Here is a 25,700-nt window from a genome sequence, read left to right as displayed (position 1 = left end):
TTACTTTCTTCCTATTCTAGAGCCGATGCTCCGCCGACGATTTCCGTAATCTCTTGCGTAATCGCTGCTTGACGTGCTCGGTTGTATACTAATGTTAAGTTACTAATCAAATCAGATGCGTTATCTGTTGCAGATTTCATCGCAGACATACGCGAAGCATGTTCACTTGCTTTACCGTCGAGTAATGCACCGAAAATTAGGCTTTCTGCATATTGAGGAAGTAACACTTCAAGGATTGCTTCACTTGAAGGCTCGAACTCATATGAAGCAGTTGTAGCTGCGCCAGTTTCTTGTGCAATATCCGTAAGTGGCAGTACCTTTTTCTCTGTAACTTCACTAGAGATGGCACTGACAAAGTGGTTATAGTACATATAAAGTTCATCATATGTACCATCCGTGAACATACCAACAGCTTTGCGAGCAATTTCTTTAATATCAGAAAAAGCTGGTTGGTCAGGTAAACCGATAACTTCTCCGATTACATTAGAACCACGTTTTACGAAGAAGTCACGTCCCATACGACCAATTGCTAAAACAACATACTCATCCTTCGATGCATGACGACTAGCGATTGCATTTGCAACGGCACGTATAACGTTACTGTTGTATGCTCCTGCTAACCCACGATCAGAAGTGATGACAAGATATGCAGTCTTTTTTACAGGACGGTTTATTAACATTGGGTGTCCACTGTCACTCGTACCTGAAGCAATTGCACCTACTACCTCTTGAATTTTACCCATGTAAGGAACATATGCTTTCGCATTTTCCTCCGCACGGTTCAACTTAGAAGCAGAAACCATTTGCATAGCTTTTGTGATTTGACTCGTTTTCTTAGTTGACGTAATTTTATTTTTAATGTCGCGTAAAGATGCCACTGGTATTTCACCACCTTATTGTTTTTTTCACTTAGACAAAGATATTATTCAGATTTAGCAAAAGTTTTTTTGAATGCAGAAATTGCATTGTTTAAATCCTCTTCTGAAGGAAGATCTTTTGTCGTGCGAATATGATCTAAAACGTTTGTGTGGTTTGTATCTAACCAGCTGCTAAGCTCTGCTTCAAAGCGAGAGATATCTTTAACTGGAACATCATCTAAATGACCGCGAGTAAGAGCATATAAAATAATAACTTGTTTTTCTACTTTAATTGGAGAGTTCAAGTCTTGTTTTAGTACTTCTACTGTACGAACACCGCGATTAAGTTTCGCTTGTGTTGCAGCATCTAAATCTGATCCAAATTGAGAGAATGCTTCAAGCTCACGGTATGCAGCTAAGTCAAGACGAAGTGTACCCGCAACTTTTTTCATTGCTTTAATTTGAGCTGATCCACCAACACGGGATACTGATAAACCAGCGTTGATAGCTGGACGTACACCAGAGAAGAATAAATCAGATTGTAAGAAAATTTGCCCATCCGTAATTGAGATTACGTTTGTTGGAATGTAAGCAGAGATATCCCCAGCTTGTGTTTCAACGAATGGTAATGCAGTGATTGAACCTGCACCTAATGTTTCGTTTAACTTCGCAGCACGCTCAAGTAGACGGCTGTGTAAGTAGAATACATCCCCTGGATATGCTTCGCGACCTGGAGGACGTTTAAGAAGTAATGAAAGCTCACGGTATGCAGCAGCTTGTTTAGATAAATCATCATAAACGATTAATACGTGCTTACCATCGAACATAAATTCTTCTGCCATAGTTACACCAGCATAAGGAGCTAAGTATAATAATGGAGCTGGAGCAGATGCAGATGCAGTTACAACGATTGTGTAATCTAAAGCACCTTTTTTACGAAGTGTTTCTACTACGTTACGAACAGTCGATTCTTTTTGACCGATAGCAACATAGATACAAATCATATCTTGGTCTGCTTGGTTAAGGATTGTATCAATCGCAACAGATGTTTTACCTGTTTGGCGGTCACCGATGATTAACTCACGTTGACCACGTCCGATTGGTACAAGAGCGTCAATCGCTTTAATACCTGTTTGAAGTGGTTCATGTACAGATTTACGTGCCATAACCCCTTGTGCAGGACTTTCGATTGGACGTGATTTTGTTGTTGCAATAGGGCCTTGTCCGTCAAGTGGTTGACCAAGTGGATTTACTACACGGCCAATCAATTCTTTACCAACAGGAACTTCCATAATACGGCCTGTACGACGTACTTCATCGCCTTCTTTGATGTCTGTGTATGGCCCAAGGATAACGATACCAACGTTATTCGCTTCCAAGTTTTGTGCCATACCTAATACACCAGTCGAGAATTCTAAAAGCTCTCCAGCCATGACGTTGTCGAGGCCATGAGCACGCGCGATACCGTCACCAATTGTAATAACCGTACCAACGTCGCTAACTTTCATCTCAGATTCATAATTCTCAATCTGCTGTTTAATCAAGACACTGATTTCTTCAGCTTTGATGCTCATGTATGTCACCTCTCATAATTCATAATATTAACCGATCAAGTTACGTTTTAAGCGATCTAATTTTGTACTTAGAGTGCTGTCGTAAATGCGGTTTCCGATTTGAACGCGGATACCACCAATAATAGATGGATCAACGATGTTTTGAATACGTAATGATTGTTTACCTACGTTTTTAGCAAATACAGAAGAAACGTTTGCACGTTCTACCTCTGTTAGCTCACGAGTTGTATAAACCTTTGCATCTGCAACACCTTGTGCTTCATTAGAAAGGGTCATAAACTCTTCAATGATGTTTGTAACTTCGCTTAATCTTTTCTTGTCAATAAGCACTAGAAGTGTATTGATGACGATTGGATTAGCGTTTGAGAAAATTTGACGTACTAGCTCTTTTTTCTTATCTATAGAAAGCTTAGGAGATGTAAACAATGTTTTCAAATCTTTATTGCCTTTCCAGACTACATTAAGCTCACGTAAATCATTTTCTACTGCTTGAATTTCGTTTTTTTGTTGTGCTAGATCGAACAAAGCGATGGCATAGCGTTTTGCTACAGTTGAATTACTCAATTAACTTCGCCTGCCTTCGCAATCGTTGCCTCGATTAGCGCACGGTTATCTTCTTCCGACACTTCTTTTTCAAGAACTTTAGCTGCTGCAAGTACAGATAGTGAAACGACTTCTTGTCGTACCGCTGCAATCGCTCTTTCTTTTTCTGTATCGATTTCACGGATAGCAGATTCTTTCAAACGCGCAGCTTCAGAGCGAGCAGTAGTGATAATTTCTTCACGTGATGCTTCCCCTTGCTTCTTCGCATTTTCTACAATCGCTAACGCTTCTGTGCGTGCTTCTTTTAGTAAGTCACGTTGTTCTTCAAGTAGACGCTGAGATTCTTGACGGCTAGTTTCAGCTGCTTCGATTTCGCTCGCGATCAACTCTTCACGCTGTGTCATGATTCCCATTAAAGGACCCCAAGCCACTTTCTTCAATAGGATCATCAATAAGATGAAGAAGAATAATGTAGCTGCGATATCCCAAACATTTAACCCATTATGAGTATCACCAGCACCAAGTACTAGGTATTCAAAAGACACGATTGTTTCACTCCTTTCAAACGCTATTAAGAGATCTTGCTTCTATAATGTTTAAACTTGTGTTTATTATTTTCTAATTCATGTTTTTTCATAAAGAGAATGGCGGAGTTAGTTTCCGCCATTATAGACTTAAATATAAATACTATTGGTTTAATACGATAAACGCGATAACTACTGCGATAATCGGCACGGCTTCAACTAACGCTACCCCGATGAACATAACTGTTTGTAAAGCTCCACGTGCTTCTGGTTGACGAGCGATACCTTCTACTGTTTTTGAAACGATTAGACCATTACCAATACCTGCACCAAGTGCACCTAAACCAACTGCTATAGCTGCTGCTAAAAGACCAACTGAACCTACCATTGTTTAATTTCCTCCTTGGAATGTTGTTTTTTTTTATTTTCTGCCTAGTTTCCTAAACAGTTATATTAATGGTCTGCTGACACTTTATGTGACATATAAACCATTGTTAACATAACGAAAATGAATGCTTGGATTCCACCGATAAAGATAGAGAACCCTTGCCAAGCCATTGCCGGAACGATTGCTCCGAAAAAGCCAAAAATACTAGATGTTGCTAAACCTGCGATTAAGCCTAATAATACTTCCCCCGCATAGATATTACCGTAAAGACGTAGACCGAGTGTCAACGTATTTGCGAATTCTTCTATAACTTTTAATGGGAATAATAGTGGCATTGGCTTCAAGTACGTATCAATATTGTACTGTTTGAAACCTTTCATCTTAATACCGTAATAGTGAGTTAAAACGATAATCATCACTGATAGTGTCATAGCAACTGTTGGATCTGCTGTCGGTGATTTCCACCAAAGCACTCCGTCATACGTAATTGCAAACGGTAGACCTAATAGGTTGGCTATTGCGATAAACATGATTAATGTAATTCCAAGAATATGGAATCTTCCGCCTGTTTTCCAGTCGAAATTACTCTTAATAATTCCTTTCACGAAGTCCATTATCCACTCCATGAAATTTTGCATCCCAGTTGGTTTAAGCTTTAAGCTTCTCGTTGCAAAAAATGCAATTAAGAAAACGATCAGAGAAGTTACAAACAACATAAGGATGTTTGACCAGTTCCCCGTCATACCCCAAAGCACAAATTCTGGATTTGAGTGTCCCACGATTCTTTCACCTCTCTTTCACATACTCATGGCTGATTTCTAACTAACAAAATTCGTTCTACTATAAGTAGAACATAGGGAATCATTAATCCGATAACCGTACTAATTAGATGAATATCATCTGGGAAAATAAGTGCAATTGCAACTGCAGCAATACCTGAGGCAAATCGAAAACTTGTCCCTAAGCCTGCTCGTCCCTTTTCACCTAACATCACACGATCAAATTTTTCCATTCTTCGTACTAGTATCCAGAAATTATACAGACCGAATAAGGAACCTACTGCTAAGCCCGCAAAAATAGCAGGATATGGCGTAAATGCCCATCCAAGAACACATATCGCAAGCAAAAAAAATATGTACTTTTTTTGCCTCGTAAAAATACGTTGCATTTCTAGCATTGGTCTAATCTCCTGAATCATATTTTCGAATGGTAGCGATTCTCGCTGCTCTAGTCATAAGACCTGGCATAAACAAATCACTAAAAGATTGGAGTGGTTCCAAAAGTATGATCAATTCACTAAAACGTGAACGTATCTTCTATAGAACCTACAAGCTGTGAGAGAATCGCTGAAAATAGAGCTATCTCTTGTAACGGACGTCAAATGACGCATAAAAGTGTACTCACGTTTCCCCTAATATAAGTAAAAACTGTGAATCTAGTAGAAAGTTGATACATCAAGTGTTTCACGCATGAAACCCCTATCATGATTTATCCTTTGTAAGCATACAATAGGGGCTATTTGATGTCAATTGCTATCAGTGAAAAACTTCACGTAGATGACTAGATTGACAATTTATCGACAAATTTAAAAGAAAATTTCGCAACTTTTTCAAAACAAGAGTTTTCACCGTAAAAATACTTCTCTTGTTTAGCACACGTTACCATCTTACCATACATTTATGCAGCAGGTTGACCCTCCATCTGGAACTGGAAAGCCAACATACTGCAAGCATTACCTAATTATCCTAATTTTACTCTCGATAGAGAAAATGCCGTATTTTACTTTGTTCCGAATAAACGGTCTCCAGCATCTCCAAGACCAGGAACTATATACCCGTGGTCGTTTAGCTTTTCATCTAATGCAGCAATATAAATGTCAACGTCTGGGTGAGCGTCTTGAAGTGCTTTTACACCTTCAGGAGCAGCGATTAGACACATAAACTTAATGCTCATTGCACCACGCTTTTTCAGAGAGTTAACTGCTTCTATGGCAGATCCGCCAGTTGCAAGCATTGGATCTACTAGGATAAAGTCACGATCAGCAACATCTGCAGGAAGCTTAACGTAATATTCAACCGGTTTTAATGTTTCTGGATCACGATAAAGTCCGATATGTCCCACTTTTGCAGCTGGAATAAGATTTAACATACCATCGATCATGCCTATACCCGCACGAAGAATTGGAACTAGTCCTAATTTCTTTCCGGCAATTACTTTCGATTTTGTAACCTGAACAGGAGTTTCTACTTCCACCTCTTCTAAAGGTAAGTCACGTGTAATTTCAAAGGCCATTAATGTCGCTACCTCATCTACTAATTCGCGGAACTCTTTCGTACCAGTTTTCACATCACGGATATATGTAAGTTTATGTTGAATCAGTGGATGATCAAATACGTATACTTTTGCCATATTACATCTCTCCTTCTTGTTTTTTTTCATCTTTGCCATTATAACAAAAACGGTAGTAATCATACTAGTAATCACAGGGACTTAATATTGCGTCTATTTCATTTAAACGAACGATTTCTGTCGGTTACATTAACATAAGCGACACAAATACATCCGTTTGCAGACTGAAGCTACCGTCAAGACAGTTACTTTGAATAGTATGTCCGACTTCCATTGAGATCTTCAGTTAAAAAGAGACATTATTTGTTCTGCCTTCATTTATTAAGTTCCAATAAAGCTGAATGCCATAATGAAAGGAGGCTTATGACACAGTCATAGGCCTCCCACACAACAGTTAGTTATATAGAGGGAATTGATCAGTTAGAGCTTGCACTCTTTCTTTTGCTTCAGCAATTACTGTAGCATCCTCATGATTCTTTAATAGCTTAGCAATAATAGAAGCAATTTCTTTCATTTCTTCTTCTTTGAAGCCACGTGAAGTTACCGCTGGTGTTCCTACACGAACTCCTGAAGTAATGAATGGGCTAGAAGTATCGAAAGGAATTGTATTTTTGTTAGCAGTAATTCCTACTTCATCTAGTACATGCTCTGCTACTTTACCAGTTAAGCCTAGTGCAGAAACATCTAATAGCATAACGTGGTTATCCGTACCGCCAGAAACAATACGAACTCCTTCTGCTGTTAAGCTGTCAGCTAGTACCTTAGCATTTGCAACTACTTGCTGTTGATATTCTTTAAACTCAGGTTGAAGTGCTTCACCGAAAGCAACCGCTTTTGCAGCAATCACGTGCATTAATGGACCGCCTTGAATACCTGGGAAAATTGTTTTATCAATTTTCTTAGCGAATTCCTCAGTAGTTAAGATCAATCCACCACGTGGTCCACGTAACGTTTTGTGCGTTGTAGAAGTCACAAAATGAGCGTGTGGTACTGGGTTTGGATGAAGACCTGCAGCTACTAAGCCTGCTATATGAGCCATATCTACGAATAAGTATGCTCCAATTTCATCCGCAATTTCACGGAATTTAGCGAAGTCAATTGTACGTGAATATGCACTTGCACCAGCAACAATCATTTTAGGCTTGTGTTCTAGAGCGATAGAGCGAATTTCCTCGTAATCTATCATTTCAGTTTCTTTGTTTACACCATACTCAATGAAATTATATTGAATTCCACTAAAGTTTACAGGAGAACCATGCGTTAAATGCCCACCGTGTGACAAGTTCATCCCTAAAATAGTATCACCAGGCTGTAAAGCTGTCATATAAACGGCCATATTAGCCTGAGAACCAGAATGTGGTTGCACGTTTGCATGCTCTGCTCCAAAAATTTCTTTTAAGCGATCGCGAGCTATATTCTCTACTACGTCTACATGCTCACAGCCACCGTAATAGCGTTTGCCAGGATAACCCTCTGCATATTTATTTGTCAGAACAGAACCCTGTGCTTCCATTACAGCTTCTGATACAAAGTTTTCTGATGCAATAAGTTCGATGTTTGATTGTTGACGTTTTTTCTCTGATAACATTGCCTCAAATACTGCTGGATCTTGTGATTGAATCTTTTTCACTTCTAGTTCCTCCTCTAAATTCATCCGTAAAATGCTCGTACCCCGCCAATAAGTTTCGGTCGAGTATTAGCGATCGTTATAATCGCTTCCCCTACCATTTTGGTGGATACACGTATCGGTACAGCAACTGGTTGCAGCTGCATGCCAATCATGGTTTGACCAATATCAAGTCCTGCTTTAGCCTGCACATGTTCCACCACTACAGGCTCCTGAAATTGGGTATATGCGTAGGCAGACATAGAGCCTCCTGCACGAACAACTGGAATAACTGAAACCTCCGGCAGTCTATATAGCTGCTGTGTGGCTCTTTCCATTGTTAATGCACGATTGATATGTTCACAGCCTTGAAAGGCCAGAAGTATTTTATTGCGCTCGGCAAATGCTCGAATCGGTTCAAATAAAACCTCTGCTACCTCTAACCCACCGGCAGTTCCTATCTTTTTCCCGATTACTTCAGAGGTAGAGCATCCTACAACGAACAAATCATTTTCATGAAACGTTATTTGCTGCTCCACTTCCAGGAGAAGCTGTTCCATTTGCTGTTGCCACAAATTTTTTGCTTCCATCTGAAATCCCTCTATTCCATGTTATTTTTCTAAAGCTGAAATTTTTTCAATACGGCGTTCGTGACGACCGCCTTCAAATTCTTGAGCTAACCAAGTTGCCACGATTTCTCGTGCAAGGCCTGGACCAATTACTCGCTCTCCCATTGCAAGAACGTTAGAGTCATTATGACAACGTGTTGCTTTAGCAGAAAAAACATCATGCACTAAAGCACAACGAATTCCTTTAATCTTGTTGGCAGCGATGGACATTCCAATACCTGTCCCACAAATTAAAATTCCACGATCAAACTCTCCACTTGCTACACCTTCTGTTACTGGTGCTGCATAGTCAGGGTAATCGACAGAATCATTTGTCTGTGGACCAAAGTCCTTATAGGAAAGTCCGAGTTCTTCAAGCTGTTGAATAATTTCTTTACGAAGGTTATTGCCTCCGTGATCAGAAGAAATTGCAATTTTCATCTTGTTCCCTCTTTTCTGTTTAGTACTCAAATTCATCATACCACCTTTTTGAGCAAAAAAATACAACTCAAATCGTTTGAGCTGTATCCGTTTTTGACATATTCATTTTATAACATTATTGGGCAGTACGGTCAAACTGAGAGATCACCTGGAACAAATCTTCTGACTGACGTTTCAAGTCTTCTGTTAAAATATCAACTTGTTCAATAGAGCGAGCTTGTTCATCCGTAGCACTTCTTACTTCCTCTGCTCCTGCTGAAGTTTCCTCTGCAATCGCTGCCACATCCTGAGATTGTCGAGCAGTGCTTTCTATATTAGAAAGCTGTTTTTCTACAAGAGAAGAAATCTCTACTACTGATTCAGCCATTTCATGAACTTTTGTCGACATGCCTTCTACTGCTGCATTCGTTTCAGATACACGTTTGGCTTCCCCAACAGCAAAGCTTACCTGGTTCGTCATCTGTTGAACTACTGTTTGAACATCACTTTGTATCGCTAGAATAAGAGTAGAAATACCTTGTACCGCCTTCGCACTTTCATCTGCAAGTTTACGTACTTCCTCTGCTACTACTGCGAAACCTTTACCATGCTCTCCTGCACGTGCAGCTTCTATAGAAGCATTCAGTGCCAGCAGATTAGTTTGTGCTGCTATGTCTCCAACTAACTGAATAATACTTTCAACCTTGCTGGCATTCTCTTCTAACTGATGAACATTCCCTAAAGCAGATTCACTGCCAGAGGCAATTTTTTGTATGCCACTCACTAAAGATTGTATGACCTTAGTAGTTTCTGATAGCTCGGTAATCATTTCTTTTGACTGTACAGAAGATTTTTCAGCACGCTTATTTACCTCCGAAGCAAGTACTCTAACATCCTCTACTGACTCAGCTGTTTCTTGCACAGCCATAGCGGATTGCTCTGCTCCTTCGGAAATTTGAGCTATAGTAGAGGCGATTGCCTCTGCCTGATCAGATGCAACGGAAGCTTCTTCTGCAAGCTTTTGTACACTGTTGTTTGTTTTATCAAAGTTTTCTTCTATTCCTTGGACCATTTCACGAAGATTTTCTAACATCGTTTGGAAGGCAATAGCTACGGATTGAATCTCATCTTTAGAGTTTGGAACTTCTACATCCACGCCAATTTTACCTTCTGAAGCAAGTGTTGCAACCTTCTCCAAGTTAAACAGAGGCTTGATGATTAATCCACTGAAAAAGTAAGCAAGAAGGCCTGACCAGAATATACCTAAAGCATATGTAAGAATTTCAAATGGAAGGGCTCCTATATTTATATCCATCGTTTGTAAATAAGGTTGTACATAATTGATAAATAATGCACTTGTTGAATACGTAATAATTGCAAGAACCGTTACAAAAAGCACAATCTTCTTTTGAAATCCAAAGGCGTGCTTCTTTCTTTTCTCTTTCATCCATTTTTCCCCCTATAGCTTCTTGACTAATCCCTCTGTTAGCATACTAAGTTCTTCGTAAGTCCGTTCGTATATACCCAGGTTTCCTCCAAAAGGATCCATTACATCCTGTATATCGTCCGGAGTTACAAATTCTTTATACATATAAATCTTAGAAATTGCTTCGGGAAAAGCAAAAATAAGGGCCTGTTTGTGAGCAGCAGTCATCGTTAAAATTAAATCTGCCCACTCAACTATAGACGGCTGTAGGGAGGAGGATTTATGGGTAAAAGGAATGTTGTTGTCCATTAGAACTTTTTGACTATTTAGAGACATATTTTCTCCATCCATTGCATAAATACCTGCTGACTTCACATTTACTTTATCTAACTTCTTTGCTTTTAAAATTGCCTCTGCCATCGGACTTCTACAAGTATTTCCTGTACAGACAAATAAAATATTCATACTAGATCATTCCTTTATGTTAGTGTGTATAGGCTGTTTATTTTGTTATATATTTTGAAGAGTAAGCAAACCCATGACTAATAAAACTCCACCAGCCAGTTTCATAATCATACCTCTGTTCATCACAGTGTTTTTATATATAATTTTCTGTGCAACAATTACTCCTACAAAAGCGAAGATGCCTGCACTTAGAATAAAAATGAACTTTTCTACTTGGAGCATACCAAAGGAAATACTTACGGAGAAGGTATCTAGACTCGCTACTATAGCCAAGATATACGGTGGCATCATCGGTATTTCTTTTGGAGATTTTGATAATACCATTTGAAGACCTACCAAGGTTAGCAGAACTCCTGATAAATAAGGGCTTGCCTGCTGTAAATAGGTTTGTACCAAAACACCTGCATAATAACCTATTAAGGGGAAGAGCATATGTAAGGATGCAACCCAAGCAGCTAGAGTCAAAACCTGTTTTCTATATGATACAAGAGAAAATAAGATAAGTACATCTACCGACATTAAGAATCCTGCTAATATTTCTGTCCACAAAAAAATCTCTCCCGTCTATTTGCATAATTAAATGTATGCAAATGGACCGGAGAGAATACAAAATATAGACAACCTTTTTTAACTTGTTTTACTTTTCGAAAAACCATTTACCATCTGCAGCTTTTTCTAAACGATTCATAATTGCTGCTCCAACGCCATCCTTTTTGAAAACAGGGGCAAGCACGATATCTGCATCTGTATCGTCGCAGCTTCTAAGTGCCTCATATAACAAATGAGCAGCTTCTTTTACTTGTTCGTTGTTACCAAGTGAAAAATAATAGTTGGCATCTACTACTTTCAATTGATCCGTTGCAATGAGGGCAGCCTTTTTATCTTCCTTATGTATACTAGCGATAGCTTCTTGTATCGATTGTACAGATGCCTCTATTAAATAGACAGGTGCATTCGGGGCATAGTGAGCATATTTCATGCCAGGTGCTCTTGGAGCTTCTGATTTATCTACAAGCTTTGTTTCATTGACCTTGCCAATAACTTGTTCAAGCATTTCCTTTGTTACTCCACCTGGTCGTAGAATAGTTGGAATCTCGCTAGTACAGTCAAGCACCGTCGATTCAAGTCCCATCCCAGTTGCTCCGCCATCTATTATAGCAGGGATTCTACCATTTAAATCCTTGTGCACGTGTCTTGCTTTAGTTGGGCTAGGTTTTCCACTTCGGTTTGCGCTCGGAGCAGCAACCGGAAGTTTTAGTTCACGTAAAAGTTTTAAAGCTACAGGATGATTAGGCATTCTTACCCCGACAGTATCCAAGCCTGCGCTAACATTGGAAGCCAAAACAGTTTCCTTCAGCGGAAGTATTAACGTTAATGGTCCAGGCCAAAATGCATCCATACATAGCTGAGCCTTTTCCGGGATGTGAGAGATAAAATCACTAATTTCATCCTTAGATCCAATATGCACAATAAGAGGATTATCCTGGGGTCTGCCTTTTGCTTCAAAAATTTTCGCTACCGCTTTTTCATTCGTTGCGATGGCCCCTAAGCCGTAAACAGTTTCCGTTGGGAAAGCTACCACTTCACCCGAATGTAATAATTGGACGGCCTCTGTATAACTTATTTCTTCTGTGGATAAGTTACCCACAGATAAAATTTTTGTATTCATACGTAACTTCTCCTTTTTTAGAACCTTATCCACAAAATGTTAATAACTTTCAGACAATTGTGGAAAACTATGTGGAAAATTTCTTTTTTAACCATTCCCAAACAAAGAATTTAGGCTTTTCTTCTTTTACTTCTTCTTTATAGCATGCTTTAGGAAATAGACCGCACCACCAATTATCTCCTCTTCCACTACCGATAGAAACTACAATTGCCTCCACCTGCGTCTGAGCTGCAATTCCACTTTCCCATTCCTTTGGCGGAAAGATCGTTTGACCTTGTGTGATTGTCATCTTCTCCTGCAAGCTACTGGATAGACTCACAACTGTTTTCTCTAGTTCTATTATTGTAGCGTCCGGATCCTTTTCATAATTTACTAAGATTGGCGCTATTTTTTCCTGTACTTCCATTTTCACCTGCTGATCATAAGCGGTGTTGCTGTTAGCAACTAATCGAAAGCGCATCGCCTCCGTTTGTTCCGCATTATGAATAAAAACAAATAAAATCGTTTGAATAACCAATAGCATCCATACAAAGAGAATAACTGCATCTATTTTTTGTCCTACTTTACCTGCTCTTTTTATCTCGTAATCTGGTAACATGTAACATTCCTCCCTTAGGAACATTGTTACCAATAGATTCATATCTTATTCAGCATTTGTACAAAAAACAAAACGATTTTTTCCATTAATGTCTTGAATAACCTCTACATTCCCTTTAGGAAAGGCTTTTTGAAGCATTCCAGCAACAGCTGGCCCCTGCTCATAGCCAATCTCAAAACCTATTAAACTAGTTGAATTCATCAAGGAAGGAAGCTGCTCTGATAATTTACGATAAAGTAAAAGACCATCCTCATCTGCAAATAAAGCCAAATGCGGTTCATAATCTATCACTGTATCTGATAAGCTTGGCGCCTCAGAGTGTGCAATATAAGGTGGATTCGATAAAACAATATCCCATTTTTCATGTGATATAGGCTCCGCCAAATCTCCTTGTTTAAAGTCGATAGTTGCTGACAGTCTTTCTGCATTTTGAACAGCTACCTGTAACGCATTCTCAGATATATCTGTAGCAGTCACCTTTGCATTTGGCAGCTCCTTTTGAATAGTAATCGCAATGGCTCCGCTTCCCGTACCGATATCTGCAATATTTAACGGATTTTTATCCTTAAATAGATGGGGTGCACGCTTTCTTACCTCTTCTATTAGTTCCTCGGTTTCGGGGCGTGGAATTAGAACAGACTCGTTCACTAAAAATTCTCGATCATAAAAGGTTTCCTGACCAATAATATATTGATACGGTCTACCGGTTGCATGCTCCTCCACATAGCTCCAGAAAGTATTAAAAGAATCTGTTGATATCTCTTCATACATGGCCATCATAAGCTCAGAGTAATTTTTCCCTAGGACAAATTGCAAAATATAACGAGCTACTTCTTTTTCACGGTTATTTTCCTCTAAAAAAGAAGAAGCCCGGTTCAGGGCCTCATAAATGGTCTTAGACATTTGTATCATTCATTCTTTCTAGCTTTTCAGCTTGATCCTCTAAAATCAGTGCATCCACTACTTCATTTAGCTTACCTTCTAAAATTTGGTCTAGCTTTTGAATAGTTAAACCAATACGATGGTCAGTCACGCGATTTTGTGGATAATTGTATGTGCGAATTCGTTCCGAACGGTCACCAGTACCAACCGCTGATTTACGGACAGCATCATACTCTGCTTGCGCTTCTTGACGGAACTTATCCGCTACACGTGCACGAAGAATTTTCATTGCTTTTTCTCTGTTTTTAATCTGAGATTTTTCATCCTGCATGGAAACAGTGATCCCTGTAGGTAAATGGGTCATACGAACAGCTGACATAGTCGTGTTAACCGATTGTCCACCAGCACCTGATGATGCAAAAGTATCTACACGAACTTCTTTTTCGTGAATCTCTACGTCTACCTCTTCCGCTTCTGGAAGAACTGCTACTGTTGCAGTAGATGTATGAATACGGCCGCCTGACTCAGTTTCTGGAACACGTTGCACGCGGTGTGCACCATTTTCGTATTTCATCTTCGAATAGGCATTATTCCCATTAATCATGAAGATAATTTCTTTATATCCGCCTAAACCAGTTGGATTCGATTCCATAACCTCGATTTTCCAGCCTTGTGTTTCCGCAAATCTGCTGTACATACGGAAAAGATTTCCTGCAAATAAGGCTGCCTCATCTCCACCCGCAGCTCCACGAATCTCCATAATAACGTTTTTGTCATCATTCGGATCTTTCGGAATCAACAAAATACGTAAACGCTCTTCTAGCTCAGCAATCTGACCTTCTAGCTCGTTCACTTCTTCCTTTACCATTTCACGCATATCTGCATCTAGCTTCTCATCAAGCATTTGCTTTGCATCCTGGTATTGGCTTTTAACATCCTTATATTCTCTATACGCATCCACTGTCGCCTGTAGATTCGATTGTTCCTTTGAATACTCTCTTAGCTTATTCGTATCATTCACTACATCTGGATCACTAAGCAATTCATTTAAATTATTATAACGGTCTTCTACCGATTGTAATCGATCAAACATCGTGCTCACCTCGTTCATTTATATGTCTAATAGTACTATTATAAAGAAAAAGCCGAGTCCTTGCTACTTTTTCTATTTTAAAGAGCCTTTATGCTAATGAAAGAATATATACCTATTCTATTCAGTAAAGGGCTCGCGAAGATACAATTTCGCTCGCCATCCGCTACTTTACGGATTGATAGCTCAACTGCACAGGTGGGAACCGTTTGTTCAAAGTTTCGCTTCGTCTCCGCAGGGTTTTCGGCTTTCTGCAAGGTTCTTGCCCATTTCCGCAAGGTTTTTGGCTTTCTGCAAGGTTCTTGCTCATTTCCGCAAGGTTAGTCCCTGTCTCTGCAAAGTTCATCGCCATCTCTGCAAGGTTCGGCTTCGTCTCCGCAAGGTTTTTGGCTTTCTGCAAGGTTCTTGCTCATTTCCGCAAGGTTAGTCCCTGTCTCTGCAAGGTTCATCGCCGTCTCCGCAAGGTTCTCTATATTGTATTAGAAATACCTACTCGTTCACTGAGTAAGCGGTGGATTGGAGTGGCATTTGCGACAAACTGGATAATAGGAGTCATTTCCACCGATTTGAATTTGTTCTCCTGTATATACTGGTTGACCGCTCTCATCCACTCGTAAGTTCATGATTGCTTTGCGATGGCAGAACCAGCATATCGTTTTCATTTCTTCGATTTTATCAGCATAGATCAGCATATATTTACTACCCTCGAACATTTCGTTTTGGAAGTCATTCTTTAAGCCAAAGCCCATGACAGGGATATTTAGTTCATCTACAATTTGTGTAAGCTGAAGAACATGCTCTTTTTTTAAGAATTGCACCTCATCGATTAACACACAATATGGTTTCGGATCTATTTCTTTTACTACTTCATATAGGTTTGTTTCATCATAAATTGCAGTGGCCTTTCTCTTCAAACCAATTCGGCTAGAGACGTGTCCCACCTCATCACGAGTATCAATACCAGGTGTGAAAATAACGACTGGTTTGTTTTGTTCTTCATAATTATGTGCTACCTTTAGAATTTCAATTGATTTTCCACTGTTCATCGCGCCGTGCTTAAAAAATAGTTGAGCCATGATATATCTCCTTACTTATCGACTATGTATTTTGCTTCTATCTATTTATATCATACGGGTGTATTCCCCGAAACTATTTTAAAGGAATTGTCACAAGAAAAGCGCAACCGCCTATCCCTGCCCCAACAGGCAAATGGAAAAAAGCGAGGAGGCAGTTCCTCAGCCACCGGAGCTTTTATCCATTTGACCCCGAGGGGCAAGGCGGTGGAGCTAGACATCAAGAAAAGCGCAAGCGCCTATCCCTGCCCCGACAGGCAAATGGGGAAAAGCGAGGAGGCAGTTCCTCAGCCACCGGAGCTTTTATCTATTTGACCCCGAGGGGCATGGTGGTGGAGCTAGACATCAAGAAAAGCGCAACCGCCTATCTCTGCCCCGACAGGCAAATGGAGAAAAGCGAGGAGGCAGCTCCTCAGCCACCGGAGCTTTTATCCATTTGACCCCGAGGGGCATGGCGGTAGAGCTAGACACTATCCACAGATTGAGAATTTTATAATTTCCTAAACTATAAACAAAAATACCTGCAAAGCACTAAGTGCTCTGCAGGTACTTTGTTATTAGTCTTGAGTTTCTTCTTTAATTCCGTATTTTTTGTTGAAGCGATCAACACGGCCATCCGCAGCTGCGAATTTTTGACGTCCAGTATAGAATGGGTGACATTCGTTACAGAACTCGACTTTAATGTCTGATTTTACAGAACCAGTTGTGAATGTGTTACCACATGAACATGATACTGTTGCTTCTTTGTAATCGGGATGAATTCCTGCTTTCATCTCTATCTCTCCTCTCGCCCTGAACCATCTGGAACAGAGTTGGTTATGAAACTGATACCTTACACGATCCGATTGATGTCAATCGCATATGTAGCAGAAATGTATAAACTTACGTTTCATATAATAACATGTCTTCACGTTCTAGACAAGTCATTAGTTTTTGTTTAATGACTTACCTTAGAAGTTATTTTAGGAACGTGGAGTGTCTGTACAAAGTGTTTTCGTCTATATACGCTAAGGACTAAGCCTATTAAGAAAGCATTGAGTACGGTTGGCATAAATCCGTAGCTAAAAAACGGTAGTGATATCGATACAATTGGAACTAACCCAACTGTCATTCCAACGGCATAGATGAATTGTGTCGAAAAAATTGTAATACATCCTGTAATGATTAATCTTCCGAAGGAGTCCTTCACTGAAGAAGTATTGTGTAAAAAGCGCACAATCACTAAGCTTAGTATTATAAATATTCCAATCGCCATAGCTAAACCATAGGATTGAATGAGATGTCCAAAAACTAAATCTGTATGTGCTTCTGGAAGTTTATAGGTCGTTCCTGCTCCAAACCATTTAGCTCCTTGAAGTAAATCTGTAAGCAATACATTCATATATCCTGCACCTTCAGCATAACTTGCTGGATTAAAGAAGCCCAGTAGACGTGCTATCTGGTATTTTGCAATACTTCCATTTTGATAGCTGAACCATGCAAATATAATGTAGCTAATGATTAAAGCTGCCACAGCTCCAGTAACTATACTTTTTTGCTTTCTTGAAAACTTACTTTTCATGAATAACACTGCAACAAGAGCTCCGTATATTAATAAAATTGACAAGTCCGCATTAAAGCTAAATAAAATAAATGAAATTCCTACTAGTACAGTCGCTTTCCATAAGGCAAAGTTCTGTTTAGAAAACAATGCTGCCCAGGCAATACAGTAAAGTGGGATCGACATCCAAACCTTTAAACTAATAAATCCAACTTGGATCATTACTTTTCCGTTTATTTGTGCATTGTAAAAACTATATAAAAATATTATAAATAAGGAGGCAATGCCGAAAAAAACATAACCCAATTGTGCAAACTTTCGATAATCCAAAAACATTAATCCAAGAGCAACGCCAAAGCCTAAGATAATATGAATTACATGATTAGATAAAAACGCAGGAATCATATGACCATATCTGTACTCATAATGTGGCTGATTCAAAGCTATAATTGGCAAAAAGCTCAGTAATAATATTCCAATTAGTAAGGAGAGAAGCAGCCAATCTATTCTAGGCTTGTGGATTTCATTTAATGATTTACCGAGCACGGTAGGACTGCCCATTTCGGAAGCAGCTTTACCCTCTGCCTCCTTTTCCGTATATCCTTTTGTCATCCAAGACATCTTCGAGTGTTCCATATGATTAGCTAGCTCAGCTTCCACATAACTTTTTGCCTCTTTAGAGCGAATATGTGCAATAACTGACTGTAAATATTCTTTAATGCTCATCTGTAGTCACCTCGTGAAATAACTGCCTTAGTGAGAAACGAGTTGCTGTAGAAGAATGCTTTTTCTGTAATAGCTTATGTCCTTTTTTCGATAATCTATAATACTTTTCTCCTTCAGTCCAAAAGGATTCTAGCTCACCGTTTTGTTCCGCCAGATGAAGTGAGGTATATACAGCTCCTTCATTACATCTAATAGATTTTTCTCCTCTTACATGCAGAAGCTCTACTAACTCACTACCCGTCTTAGATTCTACTAAAAGAGGTAAAATCTCTTCTGTTAAAGCAGCTGGAGAGAGTTGTTTAATTTGGTCATTTACTTTTTGATGTACCTCTGAAAATTGCAGATGCTCAAATGTAGTACTTTTCATAGCTTTTTTTAAGCCCTTCAATCGTTCTTCCACTCAGACCCCTCCAATATATTCTTTAATAGAAGTTTTCCTTTGCGCAGCCTCGTCTTAATGGTGTTTTCATTAAGCTGCAAAACGGCTGCTGCTTCCCTCATGGTCAGTTCTTCAAAATAAGCTAAGTAAATTACTTCACGATATTTAATAGGTAAGCTCATGACTGCCGCTGCAAGCGATGCATCCTCATCTTGCTGGACAATGATTTGTTCTACACTTGAAGACAATGTAGCTCTATTTAGAAACGCATCTTCTGTTATCCTAACATTTTGGTTATACCAGCTTTTTAAATAGTCCTTGGCATGATTGATGGCAATGCGCCATAACCATGTTTTAATAGATGATCGGCCTCTATAGCTCGGTAACCCTTTGTAGCACTTCACAAAAATCTCTTGTGTTAAATCCTCAGCAATCGTTTCGTTATGTACGTAAGCATAGACTAGCTGCAATATATCCTGACCATGTGTACTCATCAGTTCATCGATGAGCTGCTCATAATTCTCGGATTTAGTATCCCCCATTAGCATTCGCTCCACCGTTGTCCCCCCTTTTGCACATTAGACGAGTGTGCAGTTAGAAAAGTTTTCATTTATGAAATCATTATTTAAAAACATCAAAAAAGGAGACTCAGGACTGTTGTCTTGAGTCTCCATTTAAAGTTATTAGTTCAATTATAGTGACACTTTACCACTACGATGTGCTTTCATTTCCTCGCTCAATTGCTCGAAGAAACCTTCGTTCGTTTTCGTTAAACGTAGTTTTTTCAAGAAACGCTCTCCAAAATCGGAAGAATCAGAGAAAGTTTTGCGAATAGCCCATAGTTTATCCAATTGGTCTTTAGGAATTAACAATTCTTCTTTTCTTGTTCCTGAACGACGGATGTCAATGGCCGGGAAGATACGGCGCTCTGCTAGACTACGGTCTAGGTGAAGCTCTAGGTTTCCTGTACCTTTGAATTCTTCGTAAATAACTTCATCCATTCGTGAACCAGTATCTACTAAAGCAGTGGCTAAAATAGTTAAGCTTCCACCCTCTTCGATATTACGCGCAGCACCGAAGAAGCGTTTTGGACGATGGAATGCAGCAGGGTCAATACCACCTGACAAAGTACGCCCACTTGGCGGTATTACAAGATTGTAAGCACGTGCTAAACGAGTGATAGAATCCATTAGGATAATAACATCACGCTTATGCTCTACAAGGCGCATAGCTCTTTCCAAGACAAGCTCTGCTACCTTGACGTGATTTTCTGGTACCTCATCAAATGTGGAGCTTACTACATCAGCTTTTACAGAACGCTCGATGTCTGTTACTTCCTCCGGGCGCTCATCTATTAATAATACAATTAGCTCTGCATTTGGATGGTTCGTTGTAATAGCATTAGCAATTTCTTTTATTAATAAAGTTTTACCAGCCTTCGGTGGAGCAACAATTAAACCACGCTGACCATAACCTACTGGAGCTACTAAATCCATAATTCTAGTAGATAGCTTCTCTGGAACAGTTTCCAATTTAATATGGCGATCTGGATACAAAGGTGTTAGTCCTGGGAAATGAACTCGCTCTTTAGCAATTTCAGGATCTTCTCCATTTACTAGCTCTACATGCAGAAGACCGTAATAACGTTCGCTTTCCTTTGGTGGTCGTACTTTCCCTGTTACTTTGTCTCCGTTACGCAAATCAAATCTTCTAATTTGTGACGCGGAAATATAAATATCTTCGGAGCTAGGAGAATAGTTAATCGGTCGTAGGAAGCCAAAGCCCTCCTGCTGAATGATCTCTAAAACACCTTCCATAAAGAAAAAGCCTTCTTGCTCTGCACGAGATTTTAAGATTGCAAAAATAAGTTCTTTTTTTGATAATTTACTATAAGCAGCTATTTTATACTTGCGCGCAAGAGTATAGAGCTCTTTTAAGGTCATATTCTCTAGCTCATTGATCGTTGTTTGTGTCATTAGCACGCACCACTCTTTACTATATTTTGTTGTTTACTTATTGAAACTGGATAAAAGGAAAGAAGTTTTATTAGAGGATACCCGATAGAGAACTATCGGGTATACAAAGAAGTTTAGTTTTATAGTACTAAATTCGGTTTTTTGTTTAAGCTGTGACGGCCTTCTACGAAACGAATAGTTCCGGATTTGGCGCGCATTACGATAGAATGCGTGGAACCAAAAGCGCCTTTGAATTGTACTCCACGAAGAAGCTCTCCATCTGTAACTCCAGTTGCAGCAAAGATTGCATCATCGCCTTTAACAAGATCCTCCATACGTAAAATCTTGTTAACATCTAGTCCCATTTTTTTACATCTTTCAAGTTCTGCCTCATCCTGAGGAACAAGCTTCCCTTGAATTTCTCCACCTAAGCATTTTAATCCAACTGCTGAGATAACTCCTTCTGGAGCTCCTCCCATGCCGAATAAAATATCAACACCAGTATTATCAAAAGCAGTGTTAATCGCCCCAGCTACATCGCCATCGGTAATTAGCTTGATGCGAGCGCCTGCTGCTCTAATTTCTTCAATAATTTTTTCATGGCGCTGACGACCTAGGATAGTCGCAACAACATCTTCAATATCTTTGTTTTTTGCACGAGCAACAGCACGTAAATTATCAAGTACAGACGCATTTATGTCCACTTGGCCAACGGATTCAGGTCCTACTGCCAGTTTTTCCATATACATATCTGGTGCATGAAGTAAATTTCCGCGATCTGCAATTGCTAGAACTGCCAATGCATTCCAGCCACCAGAAGCTACAATATTAGTACCTTCTAAAGGGTCTACTGCTACATCTACTTGAGGACCTCCTGTGCCATGGCCAAGCTTTTCTCCGATATATAGCATCGGTGCCTCGTCCATTTCACCTTCCCCAATTACTACAACACCCTCCATAGGGATAGTGTCAAATACTGTACGCATTGCAGTAGTTGCTGCATCATCTGCTTCATTTTTTAATCCTCGTCCCATCCAGCGAGCAGATGCAATAGCGGCTGCTTCAGTCACTCGGACTAATTCCATTGATAAACTACGTTCCATTTCGTTTGTGCCTCCCGTATTACGGATTGTATATAAATACATACGAATTTGTTTCTTCCGATATCATTGTAGCATATTTGTCAAATAAGAAAAGCGCAATCGCCTGTCTTTGCCTCGACAGGCAAATGGAGAAAAGCGAGGAGGCAGCTCTTCAGCCACCGCTGCTTTTATCCATTTGACCCCGAGGGGCAAGGCGATGGAGCTAGACAGATAGAAAAGCGCAATCGCCTATGTCTGCCCCGACAGGCAAATGGAGAAAAGCGAGGAGGCAGCTCCTCAGCCACCGCTGCTTTTATCCATTTGACCCCGAGGGGCAAGGCGATGGAGCTGGACAAATAGAAAAGCGCAATCGCCTGTCTCTCAATCGACAGAAATCACCTAAGTTATGTCTAGTTTCTAAAAAAATGGAGAAAATACCCTCCATTTTTCTAGCTATTATTTTGTTCGATTTCCAGTACTTCCACTCTTCTAATATCTGCCCCTATACCTTGTAGCTTCTCGATTAATGAGCTATATCCTCGGTCTATATGGTAGATATCTTGAATTTCGGTTTCACCGTCTGCTATTAAGCCTGCCAGTACAAGAGCAGCCCCTGCGCGAAGATCACTCGCTCGAACGGTTGCAGCCTCTAGCTTAACAGGTCCAGTTAGCACAGCAGTTCTACCATCTACTCTTCCATTTGCATTCATGCGGCGTAACTCATCAATATGTTTAAACCGCGCTGAGTAAATAGAATCAGTAATGACCGAAGTTCCGGTAGCTTGTGTCAATAAAACAGAAAAAGGTTGCTGAAGATCCGTGGCAAACCCAGGATAAACAAGTGTCTTAACGTCAACAGCTTGTAAATTTGTCGTTTTAGGAATAAATACCTTCTCTTCAAACTCTTCTACAGCTACTCCCATTTCTCGAAGCTTTGCAGTTAAAGCTTCCACGTGAAATGGAATGACATTATCAATGGTTACTCCATCACCGGCAAGTGCAGCCATAATCATAAAAGTGCCAGCCTCTATACGGTCCGGAATAATCGTGTGCTTTGTACCGTGCAGCTCTTCTACCCCATCAATACGAATCACGTTTGTTCCTGCACCTTTAATATTAGCTCCCATATTTGAAAGTAACGTTGCCACATCAATGATTTCTGGCTCTTTTGCGGCATTTTCGATAATAGTTCTACCTTTTGCTAGGACGGCAGCAAGCATGATGTTAATTGTGGCGCCCACACTTACAACATCTAGATATATTTTTGATCCAACTAGCTCGTCTGCTCTCAAATAGATTGCTCCGTGCTCATTGCTCACTTCTGCACCTAACGCTTCAAACCCTTTAATATGCTGGTCAATTGGTCGAGGGCCTAAATGACAGCCGCCCGGCAGCCCAATAGCTGCTTTTTTGAATTTCCCTAGCATAACACCCATTAAGTAATAAGATGCTCGTAACTTTTTAATATTACCATTAGGCATAGGCATATCTACAACATTTGTCGGATCTATCACCATAGTCCCCTCAGAGAAGGTTACTTTTGCACCAACCTCTTCTAAAATTTCCTTTAGGGTGAAAACATCCAATATTTCAGGTAAGCCTTCTATTGTAACGGGAGAATTAGCCATCAACGAAGCGGGAATAAGAGCTACTGCACTATTTTTTGCCCCACTTACTTTAATCGTGCCACGGAGGGTGTTTCCTCCTTTTATTTTATAAACTTCCATACCGTTCTCCTTCGTGTTGGTTACTCGCTTTTTCTATTGTTCCAATCCGCTAGGAAACCTTCAATTCCTTTATCAGTTAAAGGATGATTGAATAATTGTTTTAAAACTTTAAATGGAGTAGTAGAGATATGTGCACCATTTAATGCTGCATCCGTAATATGCTGTGGATGTCTGATTGAAGCAGCGATGATTTCTGTGTCAATGTTATGGATAGAGAATATAGTTGAGATTTTAGCAATCAATTCCATACCATCATGGCCAATATCATCTAAACGTCCTAAGAAAGGAGAAACATATGTAGCACCAGCACGTGCTGCCATTAATGCTTGGTTTGCACTGAAGATTAAAGTTACGTTAGTTTTAATACCTTCTGCACGGAAAACCGAACATGCTTTTAAGCCTTCTGGTGTCATTGGAAGCTTAACTGTGATGTTTGGTGCAATTGCAGCTAGCTCTCTACCTTCTTTAATCATACCTTCTGCATCTAAAGCTATAACCTCTGCACTTACTGAACCATCTACTAAAGCTGTGATTTCACGTAAACGATCGTGAAAAGAAATATTTTCTTTTGCTACTAAAGATGGATTTGTAGTAACACCTGAGATTACTCCCCATGAGTGTGCTTCTTTTATTTCGTCAAAGTTTGCTGTATCGATAAAAAATTTCATATTAATAATATCCTCCTCTTGATGGAAAAACAGGAGAAGTCCCTCTTGTCACTCTACTTAAGAGCCAAAGAGCACTTCTCCTTTATAGCTATTTATATTACTTATGCTTTATTAGAACTTCCGAATTCACGCATTTTTCCAATCACAGTTGCTTTTATTGCATCACGTGCTGGGATTAAATACTTACGTGGATCGTATTGTTCTTCGTTAGCTGCTAGGTATTCACGAATTGCTTTTGTTGCAGCAATTTGGTTTTCTGTATTTACATTAATTTTAGCTGTACCTAATGAAATAGCTCTTGTAATGTCTTTTGTTGGAATACCAGTTCCGCCATGTAGTACTAACGGTAAATCAGCTAACTTAGAAATTTCTTCCATTTCTTCAAAACCTAAGTTTGGTTCACCTTTATACGGACCATGAACGGATCCAAGAGCAGGTGCAAGACAGTCAATTGCAGTGCGTTTTACAAGCTCTGCACATTCTGCTGGGTCGGCATAAATAACGCCATCTGCTATTACATCGTCTTCTTGACCGCCAACAGTCCCTAGCTCTGCTTCTACGGAAACACTGTGAGCATGAGCATACTCTACCACTTTTGAAGTAATTTCTACATTTTCTTCGAAAGGATGATGTGATGCGTCAATCATGACAGAAGTAAATCCAGCATCAATTGCAGCCTTACATTTATCAAAGCTTGAACCATGATCTAAATGAATTGCTACCGGAACTGTAATATTATAGTCCGCCATTAATCCTTTAACCATATGTACAACTGTTGTAAATCCGCCCATGTATTTTGCAGCGCCTTCAGAAACACCTAGAATAACTGGTGACTTTTCTTCTTCAGCTGCTTGTAAAATAGCCTGCGTGAATTCCAAGTTATTAATGTTGAATTGTCCAACTGCATAGCCTTCTTTTTTACCTTTTTCAAGCATTTCTTTCATAGAAACTAAAGCCATTTAAAAGGACCTCCTATATTTTAATTGGTACATCGCAAATAATTAATCAAATGCTTAAGCAGGACACACATCTAAACGTTCCACATAATAAAATACCCTATATTTTGTCCAAATAAACTGTTTAGAGTTAGCCTACTCATTTCCTACACAATCATAACAAAAACAGGCGATGTTTTCCACTGCCTGCTCATACCCTCATTATTTTAGTAAATTGTTCACAGCATCCCTTACTTCAAAAATATCAAAGGGCTTTGTAAAATAGAGAGATGCGCCTAAGCCCATCGCCTCTTGAATTAGATTTAACTCACCATAAGCAGTCATCATCATCACTGGTAACTCAGGTGATTGTTCTTTTATTTTTTTTAAAATTTGAATCCCATCCATACCTGGTATTTTCATGTCTAATAATACACCAGCAATCGGCTTTTCTTCTAATTGCTTCAATGCCTCATAACCATTTGAAGCTAGGCTAATCTCGTACCCTTCTTGAGCGAAAACTTCTTTTAAGAGCATCCGTATCCCAAGTTGATCATCTACAATTAGTAACTGTTTCATGAAGGAAGACCCCTTTTTACCGTATTTTCTAGTAATG

Annotated in this window: 31 protein-coding genes; 1 reads left to right on the top strand and 30 read right to left on the bottom strand. The window is 39.6% G+C overall.

Features of this window, described 5'->3' with window-relative positions; genetic code table 11:
* Positions 1-11: 11 nt before the first annotated feature.
* From M3627_RS00345 to M3627_RS00255, 20 genes are all read right to left on the bottom strand, one after another.
* On the bottom strand, positions 12-878 hold the full coding sequence (locus M3627_RS00345) for a F0F1 ATP synthase subunit gamma (RefSeq protein ID WP_169359474.1): 867 nt from the start codon (positions 876-878) through the stop codon (positions 12-14).
* Between the two features lie 44 nt (positions 879-922).
* Positions 923-2,431 carry a F0F1 ATP synthase subunit alpha gene (atpA, locus tag M3627_RS00340; protein ID WP_169359473.1) on the bottom strand — a complete coding sequence of 503 codons (1,509 nt, stop codon included), beginning with the start codon at positions 2,429-2,431 and terminating at the stop codon, positions 923-925.
* 27 nt (positions 2,432-2,458) lie between these two features.
* Positions 2,459-2,995 (bottom strand): F0F1 ATP synthase subunit delta, encoded by a 537-nt coding sequence (locus tag M3627_RS00335; RefSeq protein ID WP_251552381.1) that lies wholly within the window; start codon positions 2,993-2,995, stop codon positions 2,459-2,461.
* On the bottom strand, positions 2,992-3,519 hold the full coding sequence (gene atpF, locus M3627_RS00330) for a F0F1 ATP synthase subunit B (RefSeq protein ID WP_169359471.1): 528 nt from the start codon (positions 3,517-3,519) through the stop codon (positions 2,992-2,994). The genes M3627_RS00335 and atpF overlap by 4 nt, the downstream gene beginning before the upstream one ends.
* A 142-nt stretch (positions 3,520-3,661) precedes the next feature.
* The gene (gene atpE / locus M3627_RS00325; RefSeq protein WP_144540512.1) at positions 3,662-3,886 is read right to left on the bottom strand and encodes a F0F1 ATP synthase subunit C; all 225 of its coding nucleotides are present in this window, start codon (positions 3,884-3,886) and stop codon (positions 3,662-3,664) included.
* Between the two features lie 65 nt (positions 3,887-3,951).
* Entirely contained in the window at positions 3,952-4,665 is a 714-nt protein-coding gene (gene atpB, locus M3627_RS00320) for a F0F1 ATP synthase subunit A (protein ID WP_169359470.1), read from the bottom strand.
* A 26-nt stretch (positions 4,666-4,691) separates the two neighbouring features.
* Positions 4,692-5,063, bottom strand: coding sequence for an ATP synthase subunit I (locus M3627_RS00315; protein ID WP_169359469.1), 372 nt, complete (start codon positions 5,061-5,063; stop codon positions 4,692-4,694).
* 602 nt (positions 5,064-5,665) lie between these two features.
* A complete protein-coding gene (gene upp, locus M3627_RS00310) occupies positions 5,666-6,295 on the bottom strand; it encodes a uracil phosphoribosyltransferase (RefSeq protein WP_169359468.1) in 630 nt (209 codons plus the stop codon).
* A gap of 334 nt (positions 6,296-6,629) precedes the next feature.
* Positions 6,630-7,889 carry a serine hydroxymethyltransferase gene (glyA, locus tag M3627_RS00305; RefSeq protein WP_205964045.1) on the bottom strand — a complete coding sequence of 420 codons (1,260 nt, stop codon included), beginning with the start codon at positions 7,887-7,889 and terminating at the stop codon, positions 6,630-6,632.
* Positions 7,886-8,431 carry a TIGR01440 family protein gene (locus M3627_RS00300; RefSeq protein WP_251552366.1) on the bottom strand — a complete coding sequence of 182 codons (546 nt, stop codon included), beginning with the start codon at positions 8,429-8,431 and terminating at the stop codon, positions 7,886-7,888. Before M3627_RS00300 ends, glyA begins: the two co-directional genes overlap by 4 nt.
* Before the next feature lie 21 nt (positions 8,432-8,452).
* Complete coding sequence (gene rpiB, locus M3627_RS00295; protein WP_169359465.1) at positions 8,453-8,890, bottom strand: ribose 5-phosphate isomerase B; 438 nt, start codon at positions 8,888-8,890, stop codon at positions 8,453-8,455.
* A gap of 115 nt (positions 8,891-9,005) precedes the next feature.
* Positions 9,006-10,316 carry a methyl-accepting chemotaxis protein gene (locus M3627_RS00290; RefSeq protein WP_251552357.1) on the bottom strand — a complete coding sequence of 437 codons (1,311 nt, stop codon included), beginning with the start codon at positions 10,314-10,316 and terminating at the stop codon, positions 9,006-9,008.
* Between the two features lie 12 nt (positions 10,317-10,328).
* The gene (locus M3627_RS00285) at positions 10,329-10,760 is read right to left on the bottom strand and encodes a low molecular weight protein arginine phosphatase (protein ID WP_251552355.1); all 432 of its coding nucleotides are present in this window, start codon (positions 10,758-10,760) and stop codon (positions 10,329-10,331) included.
* A gap of 45 nt (positions 10,761-10,805) precedes the next feature.
* Positions 10,806-11,309, bottom strand: coding sequence for a manganese efflux pump (locus M3627_RS00280; protein ID WP_169359462.1), 504 nt, complete (start codon positions 11,307-11,309; stop codon positions 10,806-10,808).
* A gap of 88 nt (positions 11,310-11,397) precedes the next feature.
* Positions 11,398-12,429 carry an L-threonylcarbamoyladenylate synthase gene (locus M3627_RS00275; protein WP_251552346.1) on the bottom strand — a complete coding sequence of 344 codons (1,032 nt, stop codon included), beginning with the start codon at positions 12,427-12,429 and terminating at the stop codon, positions 11,398-11,400.
* 67 nt (positions 12,430-12,496) lie between these two features.
* Positions 12,497-13,027 (bottom strand): stage II sporulation protein R, encoded by a 531-nt coding sequence (locus tag M3627_RS00270; protein WP_169359460.1) that lies wholly within the window; start codon positions 13,025-13,027, stop codon positions 12,497-12,499.
* A 45-nt stretch (positions 13,028-13,072) separates the two neighbouring features.
* Complete coding sequence (gene prmC, locus M3627_RS00265) at positions 13,073-13,930, bottom strand: peptide chain release factor N(5)-glutamine methyltransferase (RefSeq protein ID WP_353056442.1); 858 nt, start codon at positions 13,928-13,930, stop codon at positions 13,073-13,075.
* Positions 13,923-15,002 carry a peptide chain release factor 1 gene (gene prfA / locus M3627_RS00260; RefSeq protein ID WP_169359458.1) on the bottom strand — a complete coding sequence of 360 codons (1,080 nt, stop codon included), beginning with the start codon at positions 15,000-15,002 and terminating at the stop codon, positions 13,923-13,925. The genes prmC and prfA overlap by 8 nt, the downstream gene beginning before the upstream one ends.
* 317 nt (positions 15,003-15,319) lie before the next feature.
* Positions 15,320-15,448, bottom strand: coding sequence for a hypothetical protein (locus tag M3627_RS20690; protein WP_285841601.1), 129 nt, complete (start codon positions 15,446-15,448; stop codon positions 15,320-15,322).
* A gap of 48 nt (positions 15,449-15,496) precedes the next feature.
* Entirely contained in the window at positions 15,497-16,075 is a 579-nt protein-coding gene (locus M3627_RS00255) for a thymidine kinase (protein WP_169359456.1), read from the bottom strand.
* 24 nt (positions 16,076-16,099) lie between these two features.
* Between M3627_RS00255 and M3627_RS00250 the strand changes: the two genes are divergently transcribed.
* Positions 16,100-16,387 carry a hypothetical protein gene (locus M3627_RS00250; RefSeq protein ID WP_251552336.1) on the top strand — a complete coding sequence of 96 codons (288 nt, stop codon included), beginning with the start codon at positions 16,100-16,102 and terminating at the stop codon, positions 16,385-16,387.
* A gap of 242 nt (positions 16,388-16,629) precedes the next feature.
* Here M3627_RS00250 and rpmE read toward each other — a convergent pair whose 3' ends face one another.
* The 10 genes from rpmE to M3627_RS00200 form a co-directional block, all read right to left on the bottom strand.
* Positions 16,630-16,845 carry a 50S ribosomal protein L31 gene (gene rpmE / locus M3627_RS00245; protein WP_169359455.1) on the bottom strand — a complete coding sequence of 72 codons (216 nt, stop codon included), beginning with the start codon at positions 16,843-16,845 and terminating at the stop codon, positions 16,630-16,632.
* A 164-nt stretch (positions 16,846-17,009) separates the two neighbouring features.
* Positions 17,010-18,338 (bottom strand): FtsW/RodA/SpoVE family cell cycle protein, encoded by a 1,329-nt coding sequence (locus M3627_RS00240; protein ID WP_251552334.1) that lies wholly within the window; start codon positions 18,336-18,338, stop codon positions 17,010-17,012.
* A complete protein-coding gene (locus M3627_RS00235; RefSeq protein WP_251552326.1) occupies positions 18,328-18,738 on the bottom strand; it encodes a helix-turn-helix transcriptional regulator in 411 nt (136 codons plus the stop codon). Before M3627_RS00235 ends, M3627_RS00240 begins: the two co-directional genes overlap by 11 nt.
* The gene (locus M3627_RS00230; protein ID WP_251552807.1) at positions 18,723-19,265 is read right to left on the bottom strand and encodes a sigma-70 family RNA polymerase sigma factor; all 543 of its coding nucleotides are present in this window, start codon (positions 19,263-19,265) and stop codon (positions 18,723-18,725) included. The genes M3627_RS00235 and M3627_RS00230 overlap by 16 nt, the downstream gene beginning before the upstream one ends.
* 144 nt (positions 19,266-19,409) lie before the next feature.
* Positions 19,410-20,693 carry a transcription termination factor Rho gene (gene rho / locus M3627_RS00225; RefSeq protein ID WP_169359451.1) on the bottom strand — a complete coding sequence of 428 codons (1,284 nt, stop codon included), beginning with the start codon at positions 20,691-20,693 and terminating at the stop codon, positions 19,410-19,412.
* 119 nt (positions 20,694-20,812) lie between these two features.
* Positions 20,813-21,775 carry a class II fructose-bisphosphatase gene (glpX, locus tag M3627_RS00220; RefSeq protein WP_169359450.1) on the bottom strand — a complete coding sequence of 321 codons (963 nt, stop codon included), beginning with the start codon at positions 21,773-21,775 and terminating at the stop codon, positions 20,813-20,815.
* Between the two features lie 428 nt (positions 21,776-22,203).
* Positions 22,204-23,481: a UDP-N-acetylglucosamine 1-carboxyvinyltransferase gene (locus tag M3627_RS00215; RefSeq protein WP_169359449.1), complete on the bottom strand. Its 1,278-nt coding sequence runs from the start codon at positions 23,479-23,481 to the stop codon at positions 22,204-22,206.
* Positions 23,482-23,501: 20 nt separating this feature from the next.
* On the bottom strand, positions 23,502-24,149 hold the full coding sequence (fsa, locus tag M3627_RS00210; RefSeq protein ID WP_169359448.1) for a fructose-6-phosphate aldolase: 648 nt from the start codon (positions 24,147-24,149) through the stop codon (positions 23,502-23,504).
* Positions 24,150-24,250: 101 nt separating this feature from the next.
* Positions 24,251-25,108: a class II fructose-bisphosphate aldolase gene (locus M3627_RS00205; RefSeq protein ID WP_169359447.1), complete on the bottom strand. Its 858-nt coding sequence runs from the start codon at positions 25,106-25,108 to the stop codon at positions 24,251-24,253.
* Positions 25,109-25,306: 198 nt separating this feature from the next.
* A complete protein-coding gene (locus tag M3627_RS00200) occupies positions 25,307-25,663 on the bottom strand; it encodes a response regulator (protein ID WP_169359446.1) in 357 nt (118 codons plus the stop codon).
* Positions 25,664-25,700 lie beyond the last annotated feature (37 nt).

The organism is Psychrobacillus sp. MER TA 171, from assembly GCF_023713305.1.
GTDB lineage: Bacteria > Bacillota > Bacilli > Bacillales_A > Planococcaceae > Psychrobacillus.
Note: the sequence above shows the minus strand (reverse complement) of the source record. Positions and strands in the feature narration are given on the sequence as shown.